19 protein-coding genes are annotated in these 19,148 nt (G+C 65.1%); 10 read left to right on the forward strand and 9 right to left on the reverse strand.

Going from position 1 to position 19,148, the window contains the following annotated elements:
• Positions 1-3 precede the first annotated feature (3 nt).
• The 5 genes from MSIL_RS12190 (at position 4) to fae (ending at position 4,653) form a co-directional block, all read left to right on the forward strand.
• On the forward strand, positions 4-1,149 hold the full coding sequence (locus tag MSIL_RS12190) for an ATP-grasp domain-containing protein (protein ID WP_012591385.1): 1,146 nt from the start codon (positions 4-6) through the stop codon (positions 1,147-1,149).
• A 50-nt stretch (positions 1,150-1,199) separates the two neighbouring features.
• Positions 1,200-2,114: a methenyltetrahydromethanopterin cyclohydrolase gene (gene mch, locus MSIL_RS12195; RefSeq protein WP_244406279.1), complete on the forward strand. Its 915-nt coding sequence runs from the start codon at positions 1,200-1,202 to the stop codon at positions 2,112-2,114.
• Entirely contained in the window at positions 2,098-3,063 is a 966-nt protein-coding gene (locus tag MSIL_RS12200; RefSeq protein WP_012591387.1) for an ATP-grasp domain-containing protein, read from the forward strand. Before mch ends, MSIL_RS12200 begins: the two co-directional genes overlap by 17 nt.
• Positions 3,060-3,992 (forward strand): triphosphoribosyl-dephospho-CoA synthase, encoded by a 933-nt coding sequence (locus MSIL_RS12205; protein ID WP_012591388.1) that lies wholly within the window; start codon positions 3,060-3,062, stop codon positions 3,990-3,992. Before MSIL_RS12200 ends, MSIL_RS12205 begins: the two co-directional genes overlap by 4 nt.
• Before the next feature lie 151 nt (positions 3,993-4,143).
• Complete coding sequence (fae, locus tag MSIL_RS12210; protein WP_085985899.1) at positions 4,144-4,653, forward strand: formaldehyde-activating enzyme; 510 nt, start codon at positions 4,144-4,146, stop codon at positions 4,651-4,653.
• Positions 4,654-4,911: 258 nt separating this feature from the next.
• On the opposite strand, the gene MSIL_RS12215 is transcribed toward fae, so the two are convergent.
• Complete coding sequence (locus tag MSIL_RS12215) at positions 4,912-5,625, reverse strand: HisA/HisF-related TIM barrel protein (protein WP_012591390.1); 714 nt, start codon at positions 5,623-5,625, stop codon at positions 4,912-4,914.
• Positions 5,626-5,724: 99 nt separating this feature from the next.
• On the opposite strand from MSIL_RS12215, the gene MSIL_RS12220 reads away from it, so the two are divergent.
• Positions 5,725-6,762, forward strand: a complete 1,038-nt coding sequence (locus MSIL_RS12220) for a hydantoinase/oxoprolinase family protein (RefSeq protein ID WP_012591391.1) — start codon at positions 5,725-5,727, stop codon at positions 6,760-6,762.
• Here MSIL_RS12220 and MSIL_RS12225 read toward each other — a convergent pair.
• The 7 genes from MSIL_RS12225 to MSIL_RS12255 all read right to left on the reverse strand — a co-directional run bounded on the left by MSIL_RS12225 (position 6,747) and on the right by MSIL_RS12255 (position 13,128).
• Entirely contained in the window at positions 6,747-7,304 is a 558-nt protein-coding gene (locus tag MSIL_RS12225; RefSeq protein WP_012591392.1) for a DUF447 domain-containing protein, read from the reverse strand. The two genes, MSIL_RS12220 and MSIL_RS12225, sit on opposite strands and share 16 nt — an antisense overlap.
• Before the next feature lie 31 nt (positions 7,305-7,335).
• Positions 7,336-8,730, reverse strand: coding sequence for a DUF6513 domain-containing protein (locus tag MSIL_RS12230; protein WP_012591393.1), 1,395 nt, complete (start codon positions 8,728-8,730; stop codon positions 7,336-7,338).
• A 43-nt stretch (positions 8,731-8,773) separates the two neighbouring features.
• Complete coding sequence (locus MSIL_RS12235; protein ID WP_012591394.1) at positions 8,774-9,415, reverse strand: amino acid kinase family protein; 642 nt, start codon at positions 9,413-9,415, stop codon at positions 8,774-8,776.
• On the reverse strand, positions 9,412-10,602 hold the full coding sequence (locus tag MSIL_RS12240; protein WP_012591395.1) for a (5-formylfuran-3-yl)methyl phosphate synthase: 1,191 nt from the start codon (positions 10,600-10,602) through the stop codon (positions 9,412-9,414). Before MSIL_RS12240 ends, MSIL_RS12235 begins: the two co-directional genes overlap by 4 nt.
• A gap of 212 nt (positions 10,603-10,814) precedes the next feature.
• Positions 10,815-11,399, reverse strand: coding sequence for an anthranilate synthase component II (locus MSIL_RS12245; RefSeq protein ID WP_012591396.1), 585 nt, complete (start codon positions 11,397-11,399; stop codon positions 10,815-10,817).
• Complete coding sequence (pabB, locus tag MSIL_RS12250; RefSeq protein WP_041369079.1) at positions 11,396-12,757, reverse strand: aminodeoxychorismate synthase component I; 1,362 nt, start codon at positions 12,755-12,757, stop codon at positions 11,396-11,398. The genes MSIL_RS12245 and pabB overlap by 4 nt, the downstream gene beginning before the upstream one ends.
• Before the next feature lie 176 nt (positions 12,758-12,933).
• Entirely contained in the window at positions 12,934-13,128 is a 195-nt protein-coding gene (locus MSIL_RS12255; protein ID WP_012591398.1) for a hypothetical protein, read from the reverse strand.
• 556 nt (positions 13,129-13,684) lie between these two features.
• Here MSIL_RS12255 and MSIL_RS12260 point away from each other — a divergent pair.
• From MSIL_RS12260 to MSIL_RS12275, 4 genes are read left to right on the forward strand one after another with little or no spacing between them, the layout of a single operon-like run.
• Entirely contained in the window at positions 13,685-14,794 is a 1,110-nt protein-coding gene (locus MSIL_RS12260) for a molybdopterin-binding domain-containing protein (RefSeq protein ID WP_012591399.1), read from the forward strand.
• The gene (locus MSIL_RS12265) at positions 14,794-16,422 is read left to right on the forward strand and encodes a formylmethanofuran dehydrogenase subunit A (protein WP_012591400.1); all 1,629 of its coding nucleotides are present in this window, start codon (positions 14,794-14,796) and stop codon (positions 16,420-16,422) included. The genes MSIL_RS12260 and MSIL_RS12265 overlap by 1 nt, the downstream gene beginning before the upstream one ends.
• Positions 16,410-17,318: a formylmethanofuran--tetrahydromethanopterin N-formyltransferase gene (gene fhcD / locus MSIL_RS12270; protein ID WP_012591401.1), complete on the forward strand. Its 909-nt coding sequence runs from the start codon at positions 16,410-16,412 to the stop codon at positions 17,316-17,318. The genes MSIL_RS12265 and fhcD overlap by 13 nt, the downstream gene beginning before the upstream one ends.
• Positions 17,315-18,121 carry a formylmethanofuran dehydrogenase subunit C gene (locus MSIL_RS12275; RefSeq protein WP_012591402.1) on the forward strand — a complete coding sequence of 269 codons (807 nt, stop codon included), beginning with the start codon at positions 17,315-17,317 and terminating at the stop codon, positions 18,119-18,121. Before fhcD ends, MSIL_RS12275 begins: the two co-directional genes overlap by 4 nt.
• 10 nt (positions 18,122-18,131) lie before the next feature.
• Here MSIL_RS12275 and MSIL_RS20220 read toward each other — a convergent pair whose 3' ends face one another.
• Positions 18,132-18,956, reverse strand: coding sequence for a hypothetical protein (locus MSIL_RS20220; RefSeq protein WP_049768165.1), 825 nt, complete (start codon positions 18,954-18,956; stop codon positions 18,132-18,134).
• Positions 18,957-19,148: the final 192 nt, after the last annotated feature.

Below are 19,148 nucleotides of genomic sequence, written 5' to 3' on the forward strand. Positions count from 1 at the left end.
AGCTTGTCCGGCCTGAAAACGCACGCAGGCGCCGCGGTTCTGATCGCGGCGTCCTCCGGCCGAGCTCTCGCCGCCGCGGCGCGGCGCGCGGGCTTTCGTCCCCTCGTCGCCGATCTTTTTGACGATTGCGACACGCACAGCCTCTGCGCGGCAAGCCTGATTGCGGGGGATTGGCGCGCGGGGTTTTCCCGCGATCCTCTGATCGCCGCACTGGAAACACTGGCGAAAGCGGCCTCGCCGATCGGCCTTGTCTACGGCGCGGGATTCGAGGATCGGCCACTCCTTTTGGAGGAGATCGCCGGGCGCTGGCCAGTTTTCGGCAATCCGCCCGAGCGGCTGCGACGCGCCAAGGACCCGATGGCGCTCGCCGCGCTTTGCCACGCGCTTGGCGTTCCCCATCCGGAGATCCGCCTCGGCTTGCCGAACCCCTGCGGCGGCTGGCTCGTCAAAAGCGTCGGCGGCGCCGGCGGCTCCCATGTCGCCCCCGCGGGCTCCGCGCGACCTGAAAACGAAAGCATTTATTTTCAACGGCTTGCCCCTGGGCAGCCGATCTCCGTCCAATGCCTTTGCGACGGAAGCCGGGCCATCTCGCTCGGCCTCAGCCGGCAATGGACGTCGCCCGCGCCGGACGAACCCTTCCGCTATGGCGGCTGCGTGCGCCCCGCCGGACTTTCCTCCGATCTCGAAACGCGCCTCGCTGACGCCGCCTGCGCGATCGTCGGCGCGCAAGGGCTCGTCGGGCTGAACAGCGTCGACTTTCTTGTCGACGAGAACGACTTTTATCTGATCGAGGTCAATCCGCGGCCGGGCGCGGCGCTCGATATTTTCGAAGACCGCGAAGGCCGTCTGTTTCAGGCGCACATCGACGCATGTCTGGGGCGGCTTCCGGTCCGGCCGCTCGAATTCGAAGCAGCGACGGCCGCTGCAATCGCCTATGCGCAAAGAGATATTGCGGCGATGCCTGAGCTCGACTGGCCGGATTGGACGGCCGACCGGCAAAAGCCGCAAAGCGCCGTGGGGTTGTATGATCCGCTCTGCACCATTAAAGCCTGCGCAGCGCAGACGTCCGCCGCGCGCGCCCTGGTTGAGGCGCGCGCCGGCGCTTTGTTCGACGCCATAAATTGTAAACTGGGGGGAGAAGCATCGTGAGCGAGACGGCTCTGAGCATCAACACGCTGACCGGACGTCTTGTCGACGCGATGATCGCCGACGCGGCGAAATTGCGCGTCATTGTCACCAAGGGCGCGCGCGGCGAGACCATCATCGACGCCGGCAAATCCGCGCGCGGCGGCATCGAAGCCGGCCTCAGGCTCGCGGAAATCTGCCTTGGCGGTCTTGGAACCGTCACCCTGTCGCCGACAAATGAAAATCCAAACTGGCCGTTTGAAATCTCGGTGCGCTCGACCGATCCGGTCATCGCCTGCCTCGCCAGCCAATATGCCGGCTGGGCGCTGTCGCATGGCGAAGGCAAAGGATCTTTCTTCGCGCTGGGCTCCGGCCCCGGCCGCGCGCTCGCGCGCAAGGAGCCGCTGTTCCAGGATCTTTCCTATCGCGACGCGGCGACCCGCGCGACGCTGGTGCTTGAGAGCGACCGGCCGCCGCCGCCGGAAGTCACCGACAAGGTCGCCGCGGCCTGCGGCGTCAGCCCGGAAAACCTCGCCTTCATCTTCGCCCCGACGCAGAGCCTTGCCGGCAGCGTGCAGGTGGTCGCCCGCGTACTCGAAGTCGCGCTGCACAAGGCCCATGAGCTGCATTTCCCGCTCGATCGGATCGTCGACGGCCTCGCCTGCGCCCCCTTGTCGCCGCCTCATCCCGATTTCGTCGAGGCGATGGGCCGCACCAATGACGCGATCATCTATGGCGGCCAGATCCAGCTCTTCGTCACCGGCCCGGCCGACGACGCCAAGGCGCTGGCGGAACAATTGCCGAGCAAGAACTCGCGCGATCATGGCCGTCCGTTCGCGGAGATTTTCAAGGCCAACAAGGGGGATTTCTACGCCATCGACCCGATGCTGTTCAGCCCGGCCGAAGCGATCGTCACCTCGGTCGACAGCGGACGGACGTTCCGCGCCGGCAAGATCGAAAACGCCCTGCTTGATGCCTGCTTCTCCTAAAGCAGCGCTTCTTGGAGAGGGCGCGCCAAAAATCGCGATCGCGGTCGATCTTTATGACTGGCACGCGCGCGATCTGACCGCGGCTTTCGCCCGCGCCGGCGCGCTGGCGACGCCGATAAGGCTGGCGCAATGCGGATTCGACACGCAGCGCAAACATGGGCTGGTCATCCACGGCTTCGGGTCGGACCTGCCGGACGCGGTCTTCGTCCGCGCCATCGGTTCGGGCTCGTTCGAAAGCGTGACATTGCGCCTCAGCGTGCTGCACGCCTTGCGCGACCTCGGCGTGCCCGTCGCCAATCCCGCCCGCGCGGTGGAAATCTGCGTCGACAAGGCGGCGACGAGTTTTGCGCTGGCGCACGCCAAAATTCCAACGCCGCCGACATGGGCCGCGCAATCGACCGATGCGGCGCGGAAAATCCTTCGCCGCGAAATCTCGCGCGGGCCCCTTGTTTTAAAACCGCTGTTCGGCGCGCAGGGTTTTGGCTTGAGGCTCATACAGAGCGAGGACGATCTGCCGCCCATCGAGGCGGTTGAATATGTCTATTATTTGCAGCGATTCATTGGACCGCGCAAAGACGTCTATTCCGACATGCGGTTTTTTGTCTCGGACGGGAAAGTGATCGGCGCCATGATCCGGCGCGCCGCGAACTGGATCACCAACATCAAGCTTGGCGCGCGGCCGGAGTGGCTCGAGCCGGACGACGCTTTGACCGCGCTGGCGTTGCGCGCGTCTTCCGCCGTCGGCGCGCAATTCGCCGGCGTCGACATTATTCTCGACGCCGACGGCGCGCCGCAAGTGTTGGAAGTCAACAGCATGCCCGGCTGGCGCGGCCTTCAGAAAGTGGCGCCTTTTTGCGTCGCCGACCGGCTCGTCCGCGATTTTTTAAAGCACGCCGGGCGGGCGCCTGTAGAAGAGGCGCCCACATCGAGCGTCGAGCGCGTCGCATGATCGCAACGCAACAGAGCGACGCCGTCGCTGCCTCGCGTAACGCAGCCATAGAAGAGGCGTTTATCAAATCCTGCCGCGACGAGGTGGAGGCGCCAAAACCCGGCAATGTGCATGTTTTCAGCGATGGGCATGGCATGACGGTTGCGCAATTTCTCCGTAGCGCGGAGGTCGCCGCCGCGCCGCTCTGCGCGCCGGGCGCGTCTGTAGGCGCGCGCATTCTGGGCGCGGTCGAGGCGACATTCGCGAGCGTTGGCCTCAACACCAATCTTGGCATCATTCTATTATGCGCGCCGCTCGCCGCCGCCGCGGCGTCATCCGGGCCGGCTGCAGCGCCTGATGACGCCGCGATGACGAGAGAAGGCCGCGCCGGCGCGCTCGCCACTGCGCTCGGGGCGACGCTGGCAGGGCTCAGCCGCGACGACGCGCAATCGGCTTTCGCTGCGATTGTGATCGCCTCGCCCGGCGGTCTTGGCGCGGCCGCTCGCCATGACGTCCGCGCCCCGGCGCAAACGACGCTGCTTGATGCGATGCGGGAGGCGGCGCCCCGCGACGCCATAGCGCGGCAATACGCCAGCGGTTTTGCCGATGTGTTCGGCCTCGGGCTGCGCGCCCTTGCCGCAGCGCGCGGAAAAGGCTGGGGCGCGCCGTGGCTCGCCGTGGCTGCGTACCTTGATTTTCTTGCGGAATTTCCCGACAGCCACATCGCCCGCAAATATGGGATCGAGGCGGCGGAAGCGGTGCGGGACGACGCAGCGCCGCTGCGCGACGGATTCGCCGTCTGCGACGATCCGGCGGATTTTCGCCAAAATCTTCTTGCATTCGACCGCCGCCTGAAGGCCGCCGGCCGTAATCCCGGAACAAGCGCCGACTTGACCGTGGCGACCCTTTTTGCCGATCGGCTAATCGATCTTGATTGCGGGCGGCAATAATGGTTGAGTGCGCGCCAGCGGACCAGTGCCGCTTCTATCCGGCTAACCGGCCCGGCAAAGATGGGCGCTGAGAACAAGGATTGAGTCCAATTTCTGCTGATTTCTTCGGTAGCAATCTACGAAGGAAGTCTCAATGGGAGGGTTTTTTAACGTGACCAAAATCAACAAACTGCTGGTTGGCGAATCGCTTGTCGGCGAAGGCAATGAAGTCGCCCACATCGACCTGCTCATCGGACCGCGCGGCAGCGCCGCCGAAACGGCCTTCGCGAACGCGCTGGTCAACAACAAGGACGGCTTCACCTCCCTGCTCGCCGTCGTCGCTCCGAACCTGCTCGCCAAGCCGGCGACCGTCATGTTCAACAAGGTGACGATCAAGAACGCGACCCAGGCCGTCCAGATGTTTGGCCCGGCTCAGCGCGGCGTCGCCAAGGCTGTCGCCGATAGCGTCGCCGACGGCGTCATCCCGATCCAGGAAGCCAACGATATCTTCATCTCGGTTGGCGTCTTCATCCATTGGGAAGCCAAGGACGACCAGAAGATCCAAGACTACAACTATCAGGCCACGAAGGAAGCGATCGCCCGCGCCGTCGCCGGCGAGCCGAGCCCGCAAACCGTTGTCGAACAGCGCAACACGGCCAAGCACCCCTTCGCGCCGAACTAAGCACAAGACGCATCTTCCGCCTGTCCGCCGCAAGGCCGGACAGTTGATCCGAACCCCGCATTGTCGGATTGAATTGCAGATCTAGTCTTCAGAACGCCCACGGCCCTTCAGCTGCGATCATTCTGTCGAAAAGAGGAGCGCGCGATCTCGTTTGGCGCGCGCGCTCCATGCGTCGAAAGCGAGGCTTAATGGACGGCGTGCGATCTGCTTGAAGACGCGCCGCTCAGCGGGCGTCGGACAAAATGCGTAAAGGGATCCTCAAAGGATCCCTTTCGCCATGATCGGGGCGGCAAGCTCCTGGCTGGTCAGCTGGCCGTCATGCAGAGCGGAGGCGACCAGCGCGCCGTCGACGCCCGCGCGATCCAGAGCGGCAAGATCCTCCGTCCCGCGGACGCCGCCAGCGGCATAGACTTTTCTGTCCGACAGGGCCTTGACGGAGGCGATCCGGCTGAGATCCGGCCCCGCATTGGCGCCGATGCGCCCCAAAGTCATGGCGATGACGCGCGAGGGCCAGATATGTTGCGCCGAAAGCAACGCCTCAGGCCCGATAAATGTCTCGCCGCGGAAATCGAGCGACAGAATAATCCGCTCTTCATCCTTCAGGATCTCGAGCGTCGCCGAACTCCCCAACGTTTCCGTCCCAAGCACCAGAATGGCGCGTTTGTGCCGCAGCAGCCAGGATCTCGCCTCGCCGGCGTCCTTCACGCCGGCGTCCACCCAAAATTCGACCTGAGGAAACGCTTCTTCGAGAGAAAAAAGCACATCCTCATGGTCCCCGCGCGCGTCGATCGCGTTGAGGTCGGCGATATAGATCGTGGCGAAAGGATGCAGGGATAAAAGGCCTGCGACAATATCGCCCGGGGCGCTTGTTGCGGCGAGGCGGCTCTCGATCGGCGCGTAAAACTCGCGACGGCCAAGGCGCGCCCGCACCACCGCGCCATCCTTCAGGTCGATGACGGGAATGACTTCCATACTTAAGCTCCGCTCTTACATTCACGATAAAGTGCAAGCCATCCGCGACTTTTCTAAGATCATCTTAACTTTTTCTCGTTTTTGTATATGTGCGGCGCAATGCAGGACATCATCGGCTGGGATATAGGCGGGGCGCATTTGAAAGCCGCCCGCGCGCAGGACGGCGTCATTACCGCCGCGGCGCAGATCCCCTGTCCGCTCTGGCTCGGCCTCGCCGAGCTCGACCGCGCCTTCGCGGAGGCCTTCGAGGCCGTCGGCCGCGCCGAGCTCAATGTCGTCACCATGACGGGCGAGCTCTCCGACGCCTTCGCCACGCGTACGGACGGCGTCGCGGGCGTTGCGGCGATCGCCCAGCGCCTGCTCGCCCCAGCTCGCGTCCTGCTTTATGCAGCGCGGGCCGGCCTGATCGAAGCCTCCGAGGCGCCCGTCTTCGCCGCCGACATCGGCTCCGTCAATTGGCACGCAAGCGCGGCGCTGACGGGCGCGCATTTTCGCGACGCCCTCTTGATCGATATGGGATCGACCACGACCGACGTCATCCCGGTCGCGGATCACGCCCCGGCGAGCCTTGGCTTCACCGACGCCGAGCGGCTGGCGCACGGCGAACTCGTCTATACGGGCCTGACGCGGACTTTCCTGATGGCCGGGCCAAAGCGCGTCCCCTTCTCCGGCGGCTGGACGGCGCTGATGAATGAATGGTTCGCCGACATGGCCGACGTCAATCGCATCCTGCAGCGCTTACCCCAGGGCGCCGACACGATGGATACGCCGGACGGGCGCGACAAAAGCGTCGCCGCCTCCTGCGCTAGGCTGGCGCGGATGATCGGGATGGACGCGCCCGATGCGGATGAGGCGGCATGGCGACGGCTCGCCAGCTTTTTCGCCGAAGCGCAGCTACGCGAAATCATGGACGCCGCCTGCCTTGTGCTTTCACGCGGCGTCGTCGGCGAGGATGCGCCTATCGTCGGCGCCGGCGTCGGACGAGCGATCGTCGCGGAGATCGCGCGGCGGCTTCGCCGGAGCTTCATCGCCTTCGACACCTTGATCAAGGCGACGCCCGAGGCGCGGGAAAAAGCCGCCGATTGCGCGCCGGCGGCGGCGGTCGCGCTCATCGCCGCGCGTCAGTTTTCGGCGTAGAACCGGTCGCGCGCCGCAATCAGCCAGGACCACGCCTCGCGCTCATCCGGCCCCGCCGTCTTTTCAATGGCGATCGACAGATAGGCGATCTCGCCATCGATCTTTTCGCGCGGCAGCATCTTGAGCCGCGTGATCAATATCGCGCCTTCGAGCACGGCGTTTTTGGCGCGGTTCAACCCTTCGAAAGGCGCATGAGTTTCGACGCTTGCGACGCGGCAGCGGAAGCGCGGCCGCTGAATATGATCTTCGACATCAATCACCGTGAGCTGCGCATGCGCGAGCGCGGCGACGAGACGCGGCGGGCGCCCCTCGCTGGTTTTCTGTAGCGGCCAGTCGCGCCGCCCCGTGACGAGGCCGGCGAAGACGCGGGCGTCGTCGATGTAGTTGATCACGGCGAAGGGAACCGCCTTGAGATTGTCGAGCGTCGTCGACGGGCGGAACGGCGCGAGAATCCACCCCTCGCCATCCGCAATCGCGCCAAGCGGGGCGAGATGGGGCTTGCCAGAGACGTCCATGGTTGTGACCACGATTTCGCGGATCATGTTGGCATCGCCGGCCGGATTAGCGCGCCCGTCATGGCTCCTCCTTGCGCCGCAGCGTATGCCCGGCCTCGCGCAGTCGATCGCGCTGCTCGTCCGGCCGGTCCGCGCCGACGCCCCAATCAATCAGCTCGTCCTGCGCATAGCGTTTGCCAAGCGCAAAAGCGATCTCGGCTTTGGTGAGTTCGGCGCCGAGATAAAAGGCGTGCGGGCCGTCCGCCTCGACGCCGAGTTTGGGAAATAAGGAGAAGGCGTCTTTCGCTATATGATGACCGTCACGATTGTAGATATGAACGCCGTCGACCGCTGTCGCGATGCGGAAATTCTTGTCGCGCACATCGCCGGCGAGTTCGGCGATTTCCTCCGACGTCGAGGCAAAGGGCGTTTTGTCATGCAGTTGCAACAGCGCCGTCCCATAGCCTTTTGGCAGCGAATTATCGGCCCGCGCCGCAAACATCATGCGCCGCGCCGCATCGTGCTCCTCGATCGTACGCCGCGTATGCGGGCTCACTTGAACGGTGAGCACATTGCGGATTTTCAGCTCGGAGCAGATGCCGAGAAGCGCTCCGGTGAGGCCGCCGGAATCGACCTCCGTCAACTCCGTCAGATTGCCCGTTCCCATCATCATTTCAGCTTCCGGCAACCGGCGCCGCGTCTCGACATAGCGGGCGATCGAGTCGGAAAAACCAAAATGGATCGGGTCGAGAATCGGATCGACGATATAGGGCAGGCCGCGCCGTTGGGCGGCTTCCGCCGCGCGCGCCAGCGAGTCGATGTCATGCAGCGGCGCGCCGACGAGGATGGGCGTCGTCCCAGTGTCGTCCGCGATGTCGAGAGAGTTCTCGTCGAGGCTCAAAAGAAAATCCGCGCCGGCCTTCGCGCCGCGCCGCAATTCGACATGATCGAAAGAATCGACGCTGACGCGAACGCCCGTCGCCTTGAGCGCCTGCACGGCGTCCTCAAGATGCGGAAAAGGCGTATCCGGCAGGCTGCCGAGATCGATCACATCGGCGCCCGCGCGCCGCAGTTTGTCCGCCCGCGCCAGCAACGCCTCGACCGATAGGGCGGAGGCGTCGACGATCTCCGCAAAGATGCGGATGTCATAGCGCGACAGGTCAGGCTCCTGCCCGCCGCGGCCGAGATACACGGGAAGATCGCTGATCTCGTCGGGGCCGCGCACGACAGGCACGCCAAGCTCCTTTGAAAGCGCCGCAAGATCGCCGCGAAACCGGCCGGGCAGGATGATGCGATCGGCGTTGAGCGGACACGGCAGGCGCCGCAGCAAGATCGCCTCGGTCATCAGGGCCGCAACCTTGACGCCGATATTGGCGATGTCCCAGGCAAACGGCGTGTCCCCAAGCGAGCGCATCATCCGCTCAAGGCGCGGATAGGCGAGATGGCCGGTGACGAACAAAAAGCGCTCGCTCATGGCGCGGCGCTCCCGGCGGCGCCAGGCGAGGGCGAGCGCGCGCTCATGCGGCGGCCGGCGCCGCGCCGATCGCCTCGCAGGCGATCCCGACGCCGGGCGTCGCGCCGCTGGAAAAACGTTCGCGCGCATGATGCAGGCAGGCGGGTCCGGCGAAAAAAACCGACGCGCGGCTCCGCGCGGCGAAATGCGGAAACAGCGGATCGACGACGCCGTCCCCGGCAAGTCCACGCGCGGACGCCGGTTCTTCGACGTTGCTGGATTTGATGAGCAGGAGCTGGGCCGCCGCCAGCTCCCCGGCGAGCCAGGCCGCGAGCGAATCCGAGGTCATGTCCCAGGATTGTGGAATCTCCGCAGCCGCAAGCGCCATGGCTGAGGGAAGCCAGACCGGAATGCGATTCCTGGCCAGCGCCGCCGCAATGTCGTCCCGCGTCGCGGCAAGCGCGAAGCGGTCCTGCCGCGCGGCGATGACGATGGCGTATTGCTCCATCGCCAGCAGGGCCAGCCGGTGCGCTATCGCCTCGTCAAAGCCCATAGCTGCCTGCGCGGCCCGGACAGCGCCGGCGAAGGGTCCGCCGCCTGTGACGAGGACGAGGCGCCGCGTCGAGGCGACGAGCGCCGCCAGCCAGGCGTCGCGCTGCGGCGAGCCGGCAAGGCTCCCGCCGAGCTTGGCGACGATCAGGCTCAATGGCTCCTCGGGCTCCTCGTTTTCTTCAGTTTCGCCGCAGCGGCGTCGACCCCGAACAGACCCTCGAAGGCCGCGGCCTCCTTGGCGCGCTCGCGTTTGATCTCGACGCCGACGGAACCGCGGATGACGTCGAGCTTTTCGGCGCGGACGCGGACGCTGATGACGCTCGGATGGACCAGCACGGACTCGGCGATCTCCCGCACCAGCGTTTCGACCAGTTCGATATGGCCGCGGCCGGTGATGATCTTGATCGCATCGACGATGAGGTCATAGGAAAAAATGTCGCGCATATCGTCGGAATGCAGGCGCGCGCGGGCGACGTCGACGTCGATGTTGAAGCGAACGTCCTGCTTCCGGGCGCGCTCATATTCATAGGCGCCGATGAAGCACGGCATGATGAGGTCATGCACGAAGATAAGATCCGTCTCGGTCGCCTCATTGACCGGAACGTAGCCGCGGCCGAGCAGGCGCCAATCGACGTCCGCCGCGCCGGCGCCAGAGCCGTTCTCCGCCACATGCGGGATCAGATCGCGGATCATCGCGACGGCCGCCAGATCGAGCGCGCCGCCGCGTTCGCCGCCCTTGCAGAGACTGCCGCGAAAGCCGAGATAATCCGGCCGCAGGGGCAAGAGCCGCGGAACATCCGGCGCCTCAAGCGAGCCGGCGAGCCCGCAGATCAGGCCGAGCTCACGGCAGCGGTCGACGAACGGCGCCAGCGCCGCCACATCCATATGGTCGAGCAGGCGCCCGGCGCCCTTTTCAAAGGTGTCGAGCATGGCGCCTTTGAAACCGCGCTCGGCCATCCTGTTCAAAAGGTCGAGATCGGGATTTTGGTCGGCGAAGAGGACGCCGATGAGCGCGGCGTCTCCCTTGTGCGCGCCGAGTGCGTCGACGATCGCCGCTCCCGCCGCGCCGCCCTGCAAACCAATCTTGACGAAATCGACGCCGGTCGCCACCAGAGCGCGCGCCGCTTCGACCGCGTCGGCCGGCGCGGCAAATTGATCGCCGGCGGCGGCGCTGGTCTTTTTTCGCCCGGCCACCGTCGCGACGATGGATGCGACGAGGCCGGCCGGAAGCGCGCCAAGGGCGCCGCGCGCCGGATCTTTGAGGTCGATCATATCGACAGCGCTCGCCAGCGCTGTCTCGGCCTCGGCCCCATTGATCACGCTCGCGAGCATCGCTGTCATCGAAAAACCTTTCCGGCCGAAGCGCGAGCGCCGCCGCGACGCGCCTCAACGCCGCCGCCCGAGAACGGTCGGAGCGCCCAAACGATCGAATAAGCCCGTTTCAACGCATAAACCGCTTCGCGCTGTCTACCGAATTTTTTTGACGGCGCGGCAAGTTTTGCCAAGAGACGCCCTCTTGTCCCCGCCGGGCGCTGGGCAAACCGGGTCGCCCCTTACGTCGAAGCGTGGCGGTCAGCGCCGCGGCGGGCGCCCGCCAGAAAATTCCGCAACAGGCGGTGCCCCTCCTGCGTCAAGATCGATTCCGGATGGAACTGAACGCCATAGGTCGGATGCGCGTGGTGCTGCAGCGCCATGATCTCGCCCTCGTCGGACCAGGCGGTCGCCTCGAGCGGCGTTTCCGCGCCATCGAGTTCGACAATCAGCGAATGATAGCGCCCGACGAGGAGCGGCTGCGGCAGCCCCGCCAGCACGCCGGCGCCGGTGTGGCGGACGGCGCTCGCCTCGCCATGCATCGGCCGCCGCGCCCGCGTCACCCGCCCGCCGAACACCTGCCCGATCGCCTGATGGCCAAGGCAGATCCCGAGGATCGGCACGCGCCCCGACCAGTCGCGGATCAAATCCATCGACATTCCGGCTTCGTTCGGCGTGCAGGGACCCGGTGAAATCACGATCGCCTCGGGCGCTTCGGCCGGCAGAGACGCGTCGTTGCGAATGACGACCGGCGTCTCGCCAAGCTCGCGCAGATAGCCGGCGACGGTGTGGACGAAGGAATCGTAATTATCGACGACGAGGATCATTGCGCGAATTCGCTCGCGCCGAAGGCCTCGAAGATGCGCCGCGCCTTGTCCAGCGTCTCGACATATTCGGAGGCCGGGTCCGACGCCGTGACGATGCCCCCGCCCGCCTGGACGACGCAGACGCCGGCGCGAAAGCTCGCGGTCCGGATGACGATATTCAGGTCCATCATGCCATTGAAGCCGATATAGCCGATGGCGCCGCAATAGGGGCCGCGCGCATGGCCTTCGAGCTCGGTGATGATCTCCATCGCGCGCAGCTTCGGCGCCCCCGTGATCGAGCCGCCGGGAAAGGAGGCGGCGAGGAGATCGACTGGCCCGAACCCTTCGGCCAGCCGCCCGATCACGGTCGAGACGAGATGATGCACGGTTGCATAGGATTCGAGCGCGCAGAGCTGCGGCGCCTTGACCGACCCCGGCGCGCAGACCTTCGACAGATCATTGCGCAGGAGATCGACGATCATGACGTTCTCGGCGCGATCCTTGCGGCTTTCGCTCAAGGCCTTTCCCTGCAGCATATCGACCAGCGGATCGGCGAAACGCGGCCGCGTGCCCTTGATCGGGCGGGTCTCGACGAACTCGCCGTCGACGCGCAGGAATCGCTCGGGCGAAGCGGAGGCGATCTTGAAGCCGGGATGATCGAGATAGGCTGCGAAAGGCGCGGGATTGACCCGGCGGAGGCGCCGGTAGAAGCCGAAATGATCGAAATCCGGCGGCGTCGGCGCCTCGAAGCGCTGCGACAGATTGGCCTGAAAAATATCGCCTGCGAGGATGCGTTCGATCACCTCGGCGACCGCTCGTTCATAGGAGGCGCGCGTAAAATTGCTCGTCCAGCCGGCGAGCGAGATTTTTCCGCTGGAGAGCGGCGCGCCTTTGGCGATGTGCGCCTCGAATTCTTGCGCCCGCGCGATCGCGCGTTCGCGCCGCGCCGCGGGCTCTGTTTCGGGCAGGCCGGTCGAGATGATCCAGGCGCGCCGCTGGATCAGGTCGAACGCGACGACGACGTCGTAAAGGCCGAGCGACAGATCGGGAAAAGCGAGATCGTCGGCGGCGGGCTCCGGCAGCCGCTCGAGGCTGCGGCCGAGATCGTAGGAAAAAAGCCCCGCGGCTCCGCCCTGAAACGGCGGCAAGCCTGGCGCAAGCGGCGTGTGAAACTTTGCGAGCGCCGTCTTCAAGCGCGCCGCCCAGCTGGCGTCGCCCGCCTTGCCCTCGATGCGGTCGAAGGGATCGGCGGCGACAAAACTGTAACGGCCGAGCGCATCCTCGGGCATCGCGCTGTCGAGAAAGGTCAGGAACGGCAGCCGGCTCAGCGCGGCGGCTGTTTCGACCGGGTCCGTGAAATCAATTTCGATAACATGCATGATCGCGCCCAAAGACCCCCGACCGGCCGCCGCCCCCGCCGATCTAAGCTGCGAGCCAAACGGCCCTGCCGGCCGTCTTCTTAGATCGGAGGCGTTGCGGCCCTGCGCAAGCAGGCCGCGAAAGCGGCTCATGCATATCGGGGGCCGGAAGGACCTGCCGGGAACAGACGGCGGGCTTAGCTGGGCTGTTTCGGCTCGGCCGGCTTCGGCGCAGGCGCTTTGGGATCGCCTTGGGGTTTCGCGCCGTCTTTCGGCGCCGGCGCAGGAGCGGACGCCGGCTCGACTGGCTTCGGGCGCCCCTTATAGGCGTGAAGCGCGGCGGCGCCAAAGCGCGCGCTGCCCGACTCTCCCAATTGAGCTTGATGCAGCATGGCTCGCTCTCCCGGCGCTCGGTTCGCTCGTCAAAAAGCGCGTGATCGCGCATTTCGAGAGAACATTCGAAGCGCCATATGCCTATTCCGACCGAAGGCGTCAACTCTCGCGGCGCATCCTGTCGCAGCCACGCGCCGCGATTTCGCCAGGCGATCGTCTTGCGCGGGTCTTACGACTAACGTAGCATTCTGGAGGTCCCGCCGCGCGTCGCCCCACCGATAGCTCGGCCGGAGCAGATCGCCTTCCCGCCATTCAAGCCCTCAGAGTCATGTCGCCGATATCGCCTAAGCAGCCTCGCTCGGCTGACGCTGTGATCGATTTTGCTTTATCCAGCCAAATCAATAGGGTTCGACCGTTTTGGCGCGGGTCTAGCTGAAAAATTCGTCCTGGGCGGCGCCCTTCGAGGACTGCGCCCCCTGCCGCCGCGCAAGCCGCCAAGATCCTCGACGCATCGAGATTTTATGATTCCGCCGCAGCGGAAAATGCTTTACGGGGAAGGCCCGTCGACTTGCAGCTTCGGCGTTCGGGCGCCAGCGGCATCTGGAGAAAGAATCTATGGCCGACGCGCTGATCGATGGGAAACCCGCTTCGCTCGAGGCCGCCGCCGCGCGCGCGGCGGAGATCTTGGTCCAGGCCAGGCTGCCTGTCGTCGCCGGGCTCGGGGCGGACGTCGCCGGGACCAGCGCGGCCGTTTTGCTCGCGGAGCTTATCCGCGGCGCCTATGATCATTTGCGTTCGGACGAGATTTTCACCGACCTCGACGTGCTGCGTCAGGCCGGCGCCATGGCGACGACGCCGAGCGTCGCCCGGCTGCGCGCCGATGTTCTGGTCTTCATCGGCGATGATCTGACCGAGATCTGGCCGGAACTGATCGACCGTCTCGCTCCCGCCGAAATCCCGCTTTTCGATCTTGAGAAAACGCCACGCCAGTTGATCTGGATCGCGCCGCCGAAAGGCGCCGCGATCGAGGGCGTCCGCATCACATCCATTGAGACGTCCAATCTTCACGTGACGCTCGCCGCCCTGCGCGCCCGCGTCGCCGGCAAGCCGGTCGCCCTTGCCGCTGAGGCGCTCGCGGAACTCGACACGGTCGCGGCGATCTTGAACAAAGCGCGCTTCGGCGTCTTCGTTTGGGGTCCGCGCAAGCTCGACCGGCTTTTGGTCGAAATGGCGACCGGCCTCATCATCGACCTCAACAAGACAACGCGGTTTACAAGCCTGCCGTTAGGCGCGAGCGACAACGCCGCCGGCGTCACGCAGACCTCCGGCTGGAGCACCGGCTTTCCGATGCGCACCTCCTTCGGCCGCGGCTACCCCGAGCATGACACATGGCGCTTCGACGCGGTTCGCCTGATCGACAGCGGCGAAGCCGACGCCGCGTTGTGGATCTCGGCCTATAGCCCCGCGACGCCGGAATGGACGCGGGAGGTTCCGCTGATTGCTCTTGTCGCGAAAGAGACGCGCTTTGCGCGCGAGCCCGCGGTGCGCGTCGACATCGGCCGTCCCGGCGTCGATCATGACGGCGCCGATTTTTCGCGCGAGGTCAGCGCTCTGGTCGCCCGGGAGGCCAGCAATCGTAGCGACGCGCCGAGCGCCGCGTCCGTCCTGAAAAGCATCGCTGAACAGATCGCAAGCAACGCCCGACAGAGTGGAGAAGGCGCCTGATGCTCACACTTTTGAAAGGCGGCCGGGTCATCGATCCCTACAATGGGCGTGACGAGATCGGCGACGTCTGGATCGAGGACGGCCATATCGTCGCCCCGCCCAAGAGCCGGCAGGCCGACGCGACTCATGACGTCGCCGGCAAGATCGTCATGGCGGGGGCGATCGACATCCATTCCCACATCGCCGGCGGCAATGTGAACACCGCCCGGCTGCTGCTGCCGGAGCTGCATCGCGCCCGCATGGCGCCGATGCTGCCGCTCGGCACGGCGAAATGGTCGACCTATGAGACCGGGACGATCTACGCGGGAATGGGCTTCACCACAGTGGTCGAGCCGGCCGTCGCTCCGCATCAGGCGCTACAGGCGCATCTCGAATTGTCGGATATCCCGATCATCGACAAGGCGACCCTGACCATCCTCGGCAATGATGATTTTCTGCTGAGCCTGCTTCGCGACGGCGAGAGCTCGGCGGCCGTTGCGGATTATGTCGCGGCGACCTTGACGGCGACCAACAGCCTCGGCCTCAAATGCATCAACCCCGGCGGCGCCGAGGCGTTCAAATTCAACGCCCGCACGTTCGGCCTCGACGACGTCGTGCCCTTCTACGGCCTGTCCTCGCGACAGATCATGCAGGCGCTGCAACAGGCGCTGGTCGATCTCAAGGTGCCGCATCCGCTGCATCTCCACACCAACAATCTCGGCGTGCCGGGCAATGTCGCAACCGCGCTCGCAACGATCGAGGCCGCGCGCGGCATGCCGCTGCACCTCGCCCATATGCAATTCTATGGCTATGGCTCGGAGGGCGAGCTCGGCTTCTCATCGGCGGCCTCGACCCTCGCCGCGGCCGTTAACGCCACGCCGAATGTGACGATCGACATCGGTCAGGTGATGTTCGGACAGACGGTGACGATTTCGTCAGACGTCCTGCGCCAATATAGCGCGACCGGCAGCGCGAAGCCGAAGAAGTCGGTGATCTATGACGGCGACGCCAATGGCGGCGGCATCGTGCCCTACCTCTACCGCGAGGGCGATTTCGTCAACGCCATCCAATGGGCCTGCGGCCTCGAACTCTTCCTGCTGATCACCGACGCCAACCGCATCTTCTTCACGACCGACCATCCGAACGGCGCGCCCTTCACCGCCTATCCGGACATTTTCGCGCTGCTGATGAGTCGCGACAAGCGAACTGAGGTGTTGTCGCGCGTGCCGCAGGGCGCGGTGGCGCTGACCTCGCTGCCTTCGATCACGCGCGAATATGATTTCAACGACATCGCCAAAATGACCCGCGCCGCGCCGGCGAAACTGTTCGGCTTCAAGGATCGCGGCCAGCTTGGCGAAGGCGCCGTTGCTGACGTCGCCGTCTACAGCCCGGGCGAAGACATCGCCAAAATGTTCCGCCGCGCCCATCTCGTCTTCAAGGATGGCGATCTCGTCGTGCGCGACGGCGAGATCAGCCATTATCGCTGGGGCAAGGCGCTCAAGGTTCGGCCGGAGTACGACAAGGCGATCAACAAGCGCCTTGCTTCCTATTATGAGCATCATTACGGCGTGTCGCATAATATGTTCGCCGTGCCGGAGCATATCCTGCCGCGCAACAATCCGTTCAAGGAGGTCGCATGCGCGCTATGATCGCCAATGGCGTCCGCATCGACGAATCCTTCGCCGAAGCGTTCCCGATGCGCGGAACCGCGATCATCATCACCGCGCCCAATCTGAAATGGGCGCGGCAGGCCGCAGTGACGATGACCGGCTTCGCCACCTCCGTCATCGGCTGCAAGGTCGAGGCCGGAATCGACCGCGATGCCCCGGAGAGCGAGACGCCGGACGGACGGCCCGGCGTCCGCGTCCTCATGTTTTCCATGTCGACCGACATGCTGCAGACGCAGCTTGTGACGCGCGCGGGCCAATGCGTGCTGACCTCGCCGGGATCGGCCTGCTTCAACGACCTCGACGCGCCGGACCGCATGCCGATCGGCGACCAGCTGCGCTATTTCGGCGACGGCTGGCAGATTTCGAAGAAATTTCTCGGTCGCCATTTCTGGCGCGTGCCGGTGATGGACGGCGAATTCTTGTGCGAAGGGACCGTCGGCCTCACCAAAAAGGCCGTCGGCGGCGGCAATCTTCTCGTCATGGGCGCGAATTTCGCGACCACCATGAACGCCTGCGAACACGCCATCGAGGCCATGAATGCGGTCGACGGCGCGATCATGCCGTTTCCGGGCGGCATCGTGCGCTCGGGATCGAAGGTCGGCTCCAAATATGCCGGCGTTCCGGCCTCGACCAATGACGCCTATTGTCCGACCCTGCGCGGCGTCGCCAAAAGCGCGCTCGAGGAAGACATCGGCTGCGTGCTCGAGATCGTCATCGACGGCCTCGACGAGAAGGCGGTCGCGGAGGCGATGCGCGCCGGCCTTGCGGCCATCGTCAAGCTCGGGCCCAAGGACGGCGCACTGCGCGTGGGCGCCGGTAATTACGGCGGCAAGCTCGGCCCGTTCCACTTCCATTTGAAGGATCTGCTGCCGTGACCCTCGTACTTGCGCTCAAACAGGAGCCGGATCAGCGGCTCGATCTCGCCCCGCTTGTCCCGCACCTTCTCGAAGGCAAGTCGGCGGCGGACGTTGCGGCGATTGAACTGCAGACCACGCGCGAGAAGCGCACGGTGGGAGATGTGTTCGACGTCAAGCTCGAAGGCGGCTTCGACAAGATTCATGTCAAGGGCGGCTCGTCGCGCCTCGACCATCTCGGCGCGGGGCTGAAGGACGGCGAGATCACGCTCGAAGGCGATTGCGGCCACGCCGCCGGGCGCGGCATGAGCGGCGGAAGCCTCGTCATTTCCGGCAGCGCCGGACCCTTCGCGGGCTCGGCGCTGTCCGGCGGGATCATGGAGATCAAGGGCGAGGCCGGCGATTTCCTCGGCGGTCCGCTCGACGGCGAAATCGAAGGCATGAGCGGCGGACTTTTGATCGTCCGCGGCTCGGCCGGCGCGCGCGCCGGAGACCGGCTGCGGCGCGGCACGATCGTCATCGAAGGCTCGGCCGGCGATTATGCGGCTAGCCGCTTCATCGCCGGCACGCTCATCGCCGTCAAGGGAGCGGGGATCCTGCCGGGCTATCTCCTGCGGCGCGGAACCATCATCCTCGGCGCCGCGCCGGAGCTCGCGCCGACCTATGTCGATTGCGGCGCTTATAGCCTCGCCTTCGCCGGTCTGTTCGCGCGGTTCCTGGCCCCCTATAGCAAACCGGCGGCAGAGCTTCTCGCCAAGCGGCTGAACCGATTCGCCGGGGACACCTCGGTGCTGGGCAAGGGCGAGATTTTCTTCCCCGGCTAACGGCGCGCAATCAGGCTCGGATCGGCGCGCTTATTCCCCGCAGGATGTGGAGAAGGCTGGCCCGCGTCGGCGTGCTGAGGTGATCGTGGAAAGTGATCGAAACCTGATCGCCGCTGCGCCGTGACGACAATCGGGCCAGGAGCGCCTCCGCCTGAAGTTCGTTGAGGCTGCGGAAGATTTCCTCCAATCGTTTCACGCGGCCGCCAAATCCCGCGACATCGCTGGGGTCGTAGCGCTTTGCCAGAACCGGCAGCAACAAGGCGTCGACCGGGGCGACCGCGATGACTGTCGGGTTGGGAGGCGGGTCGGGTAGATAGAAAAAGTCTACCTTGAGTTCGGCGAGCGTCATCTTGGTCAGTCTTGGCGATGCGCCCCCGTGAATGATGCGGGCGATGTAGGGATATAATTCGTCGGACTTTTTCCTGCCGCGCTTGTGCCAAGTCTCAACAATGGACGCCTGCTGCTCTGCATTATAGTCGTCCCACGCCTTGCCGGGCTTGAAATCATAGCTGCCAAGCGTACTGGCCCAGAGACTGCTGGCCTTCACGGTGTAGCCATAATAATATTGCCAGACATGCGCCATCTCATGAATCAGGAGATCCGAGACATTGCCGTCATAGGGAGTCCATTGCGTTGTTGTGAGGTCGGCGCTCGCATAATCGCCAAGGTTTAGCTCATATAACATGTCTGGCAGCATGTCCGGCGACATACCCGATCCCCAATCCGTCCAGGGACGGTCGCCGACGCCAAGGCCATCGCCGATTCCGATATATTTATAAGGCGGCAGCGAGCCTTTGTAGACTTGTTCGCACAGGACCTTTTCTTTGTCGCTCAACGACCTGTAAAATGTCGGTCTCCGCATCCCGGCCCCCGGTTCAAACTTCGTCCCGGCCGCAGATGGCGAAGCGGGCCCGAGCGACCGGCTGCATTGTTCCGGCTCGAACGCATTGGGGTCTGTGCGAAAACGCTCTTGCCCGGTCGTTCATGACCTCCCGGCGCGGGGATCAAATAGCGACGCCTCCTTCCG

The sequence above is a fragment of the Methylocella silvestris BL2 genome (assembly GCF_000021745.1).
Lineage (GTDB): Bacteria > Pseudomonadota > Alphaproteobacteria > Rhizobiales > Beijerinckiaceae > Methylocapsa > Methylocapsa silvestris.

Bases quoted from the DNA above. Each gene is read 5' to 3' on its own strand.
- MSIL_RS12205 (WP_012591388.1), top strand. From the start codon at position 3,060: ATGATCGCAACGCAACAGAGCGACGCCGTCGCTGCCTCGCGTAACGCA.
- MSIL_RS12265 (WP_012591400.1), top strand. From the start codon at position 14,794: ATGCTCACACTTTTGAAAGGCGGCCGGGTCATCGATCCCTACAATGGG.
- MSIL_RS12245 (WP_012591396.1), bottom strand. From the start codon at position 11,399: ATGATCCTCGTCGTCGATAATTACGATTCCTTCGTCCACACCGTCGCC.
- fhcD (WP_012591401.1), top strand. From the start codon at position 16,410: ATGCGCGCTATGATCGCCAATGGCGTCCGCATCGACGAATCCTTCGCC.
- MSIL_RS12255 (WP_012591398.1), bottom strand. From the start codon at position 13,128: ATGCTGCATCAAGCTCAATTGGGAGAGTCGGGCAGCGCGCGCTTTGGC.
- MSIL_RS12230 (WP_012591393.1), bottom strand. From the start codon at position 8,730: ATGAGCGAGCGCTTTTTGTTCGTCACCGGCCATCTCGCCTATCCGCGC.
- pabB (WP_041369079.1), bottom strand. From the start codon at position 12,757: ATGCATGTTATCGAAATTGATTTCACGGACCCGGTCGAAACAGCCGCC.
- MSIL_RS12200 (WP_012591387.1), top strand. From the start codon at position 2,098: ATGCCTGCTTCTCCTAAAGCAGCGCTTCTTGGAGAGGGCGCGCCAAAA.
- MSIL_RS12220 (WP_012591391.1), top strand. From the start codon at position 5,725: ATGCAGGACATCATCGGCTGGGATATAGGCGGGGCGCATTTGAAAGCC.
- MSIL_RS12215 (WP_012591390.1), bottom strand. From the start codon at position 5,625: ATGGAAGTCATTCCCGTCATCGACCTGAAGGATGGCGCGGTGGTGCGG.
- MSIL_RS12240 (WP_012591395.1), bottom strand. From the start codon at position 10,602: ATGACAGCGATGCTCGCGAGCGTGATCAATGGGGCCGAGGCCGAGACA.
- MSIL_RS12225 (WP_012591392.1), bottom strand. From the start codon at position 7,304: ATGATCCGCGAAATCGTGGTCACAACCATGGACGTCTCTGGCAAGCCC.
- mch (WP_244406279.1), top strand. From the start codon at position 1,200: ATGATCGCCGACGCGGCGAAATTGCGCGTCATTGTCACCAAGGGCGCG.
- MSIL_RS12260 (WP_012591399.1), top strand. From the start codon at position 13,685: ATGGCCGACGCGCTGATCGATGGGAAACCCGCTTCGCTCGAGGCCGCC.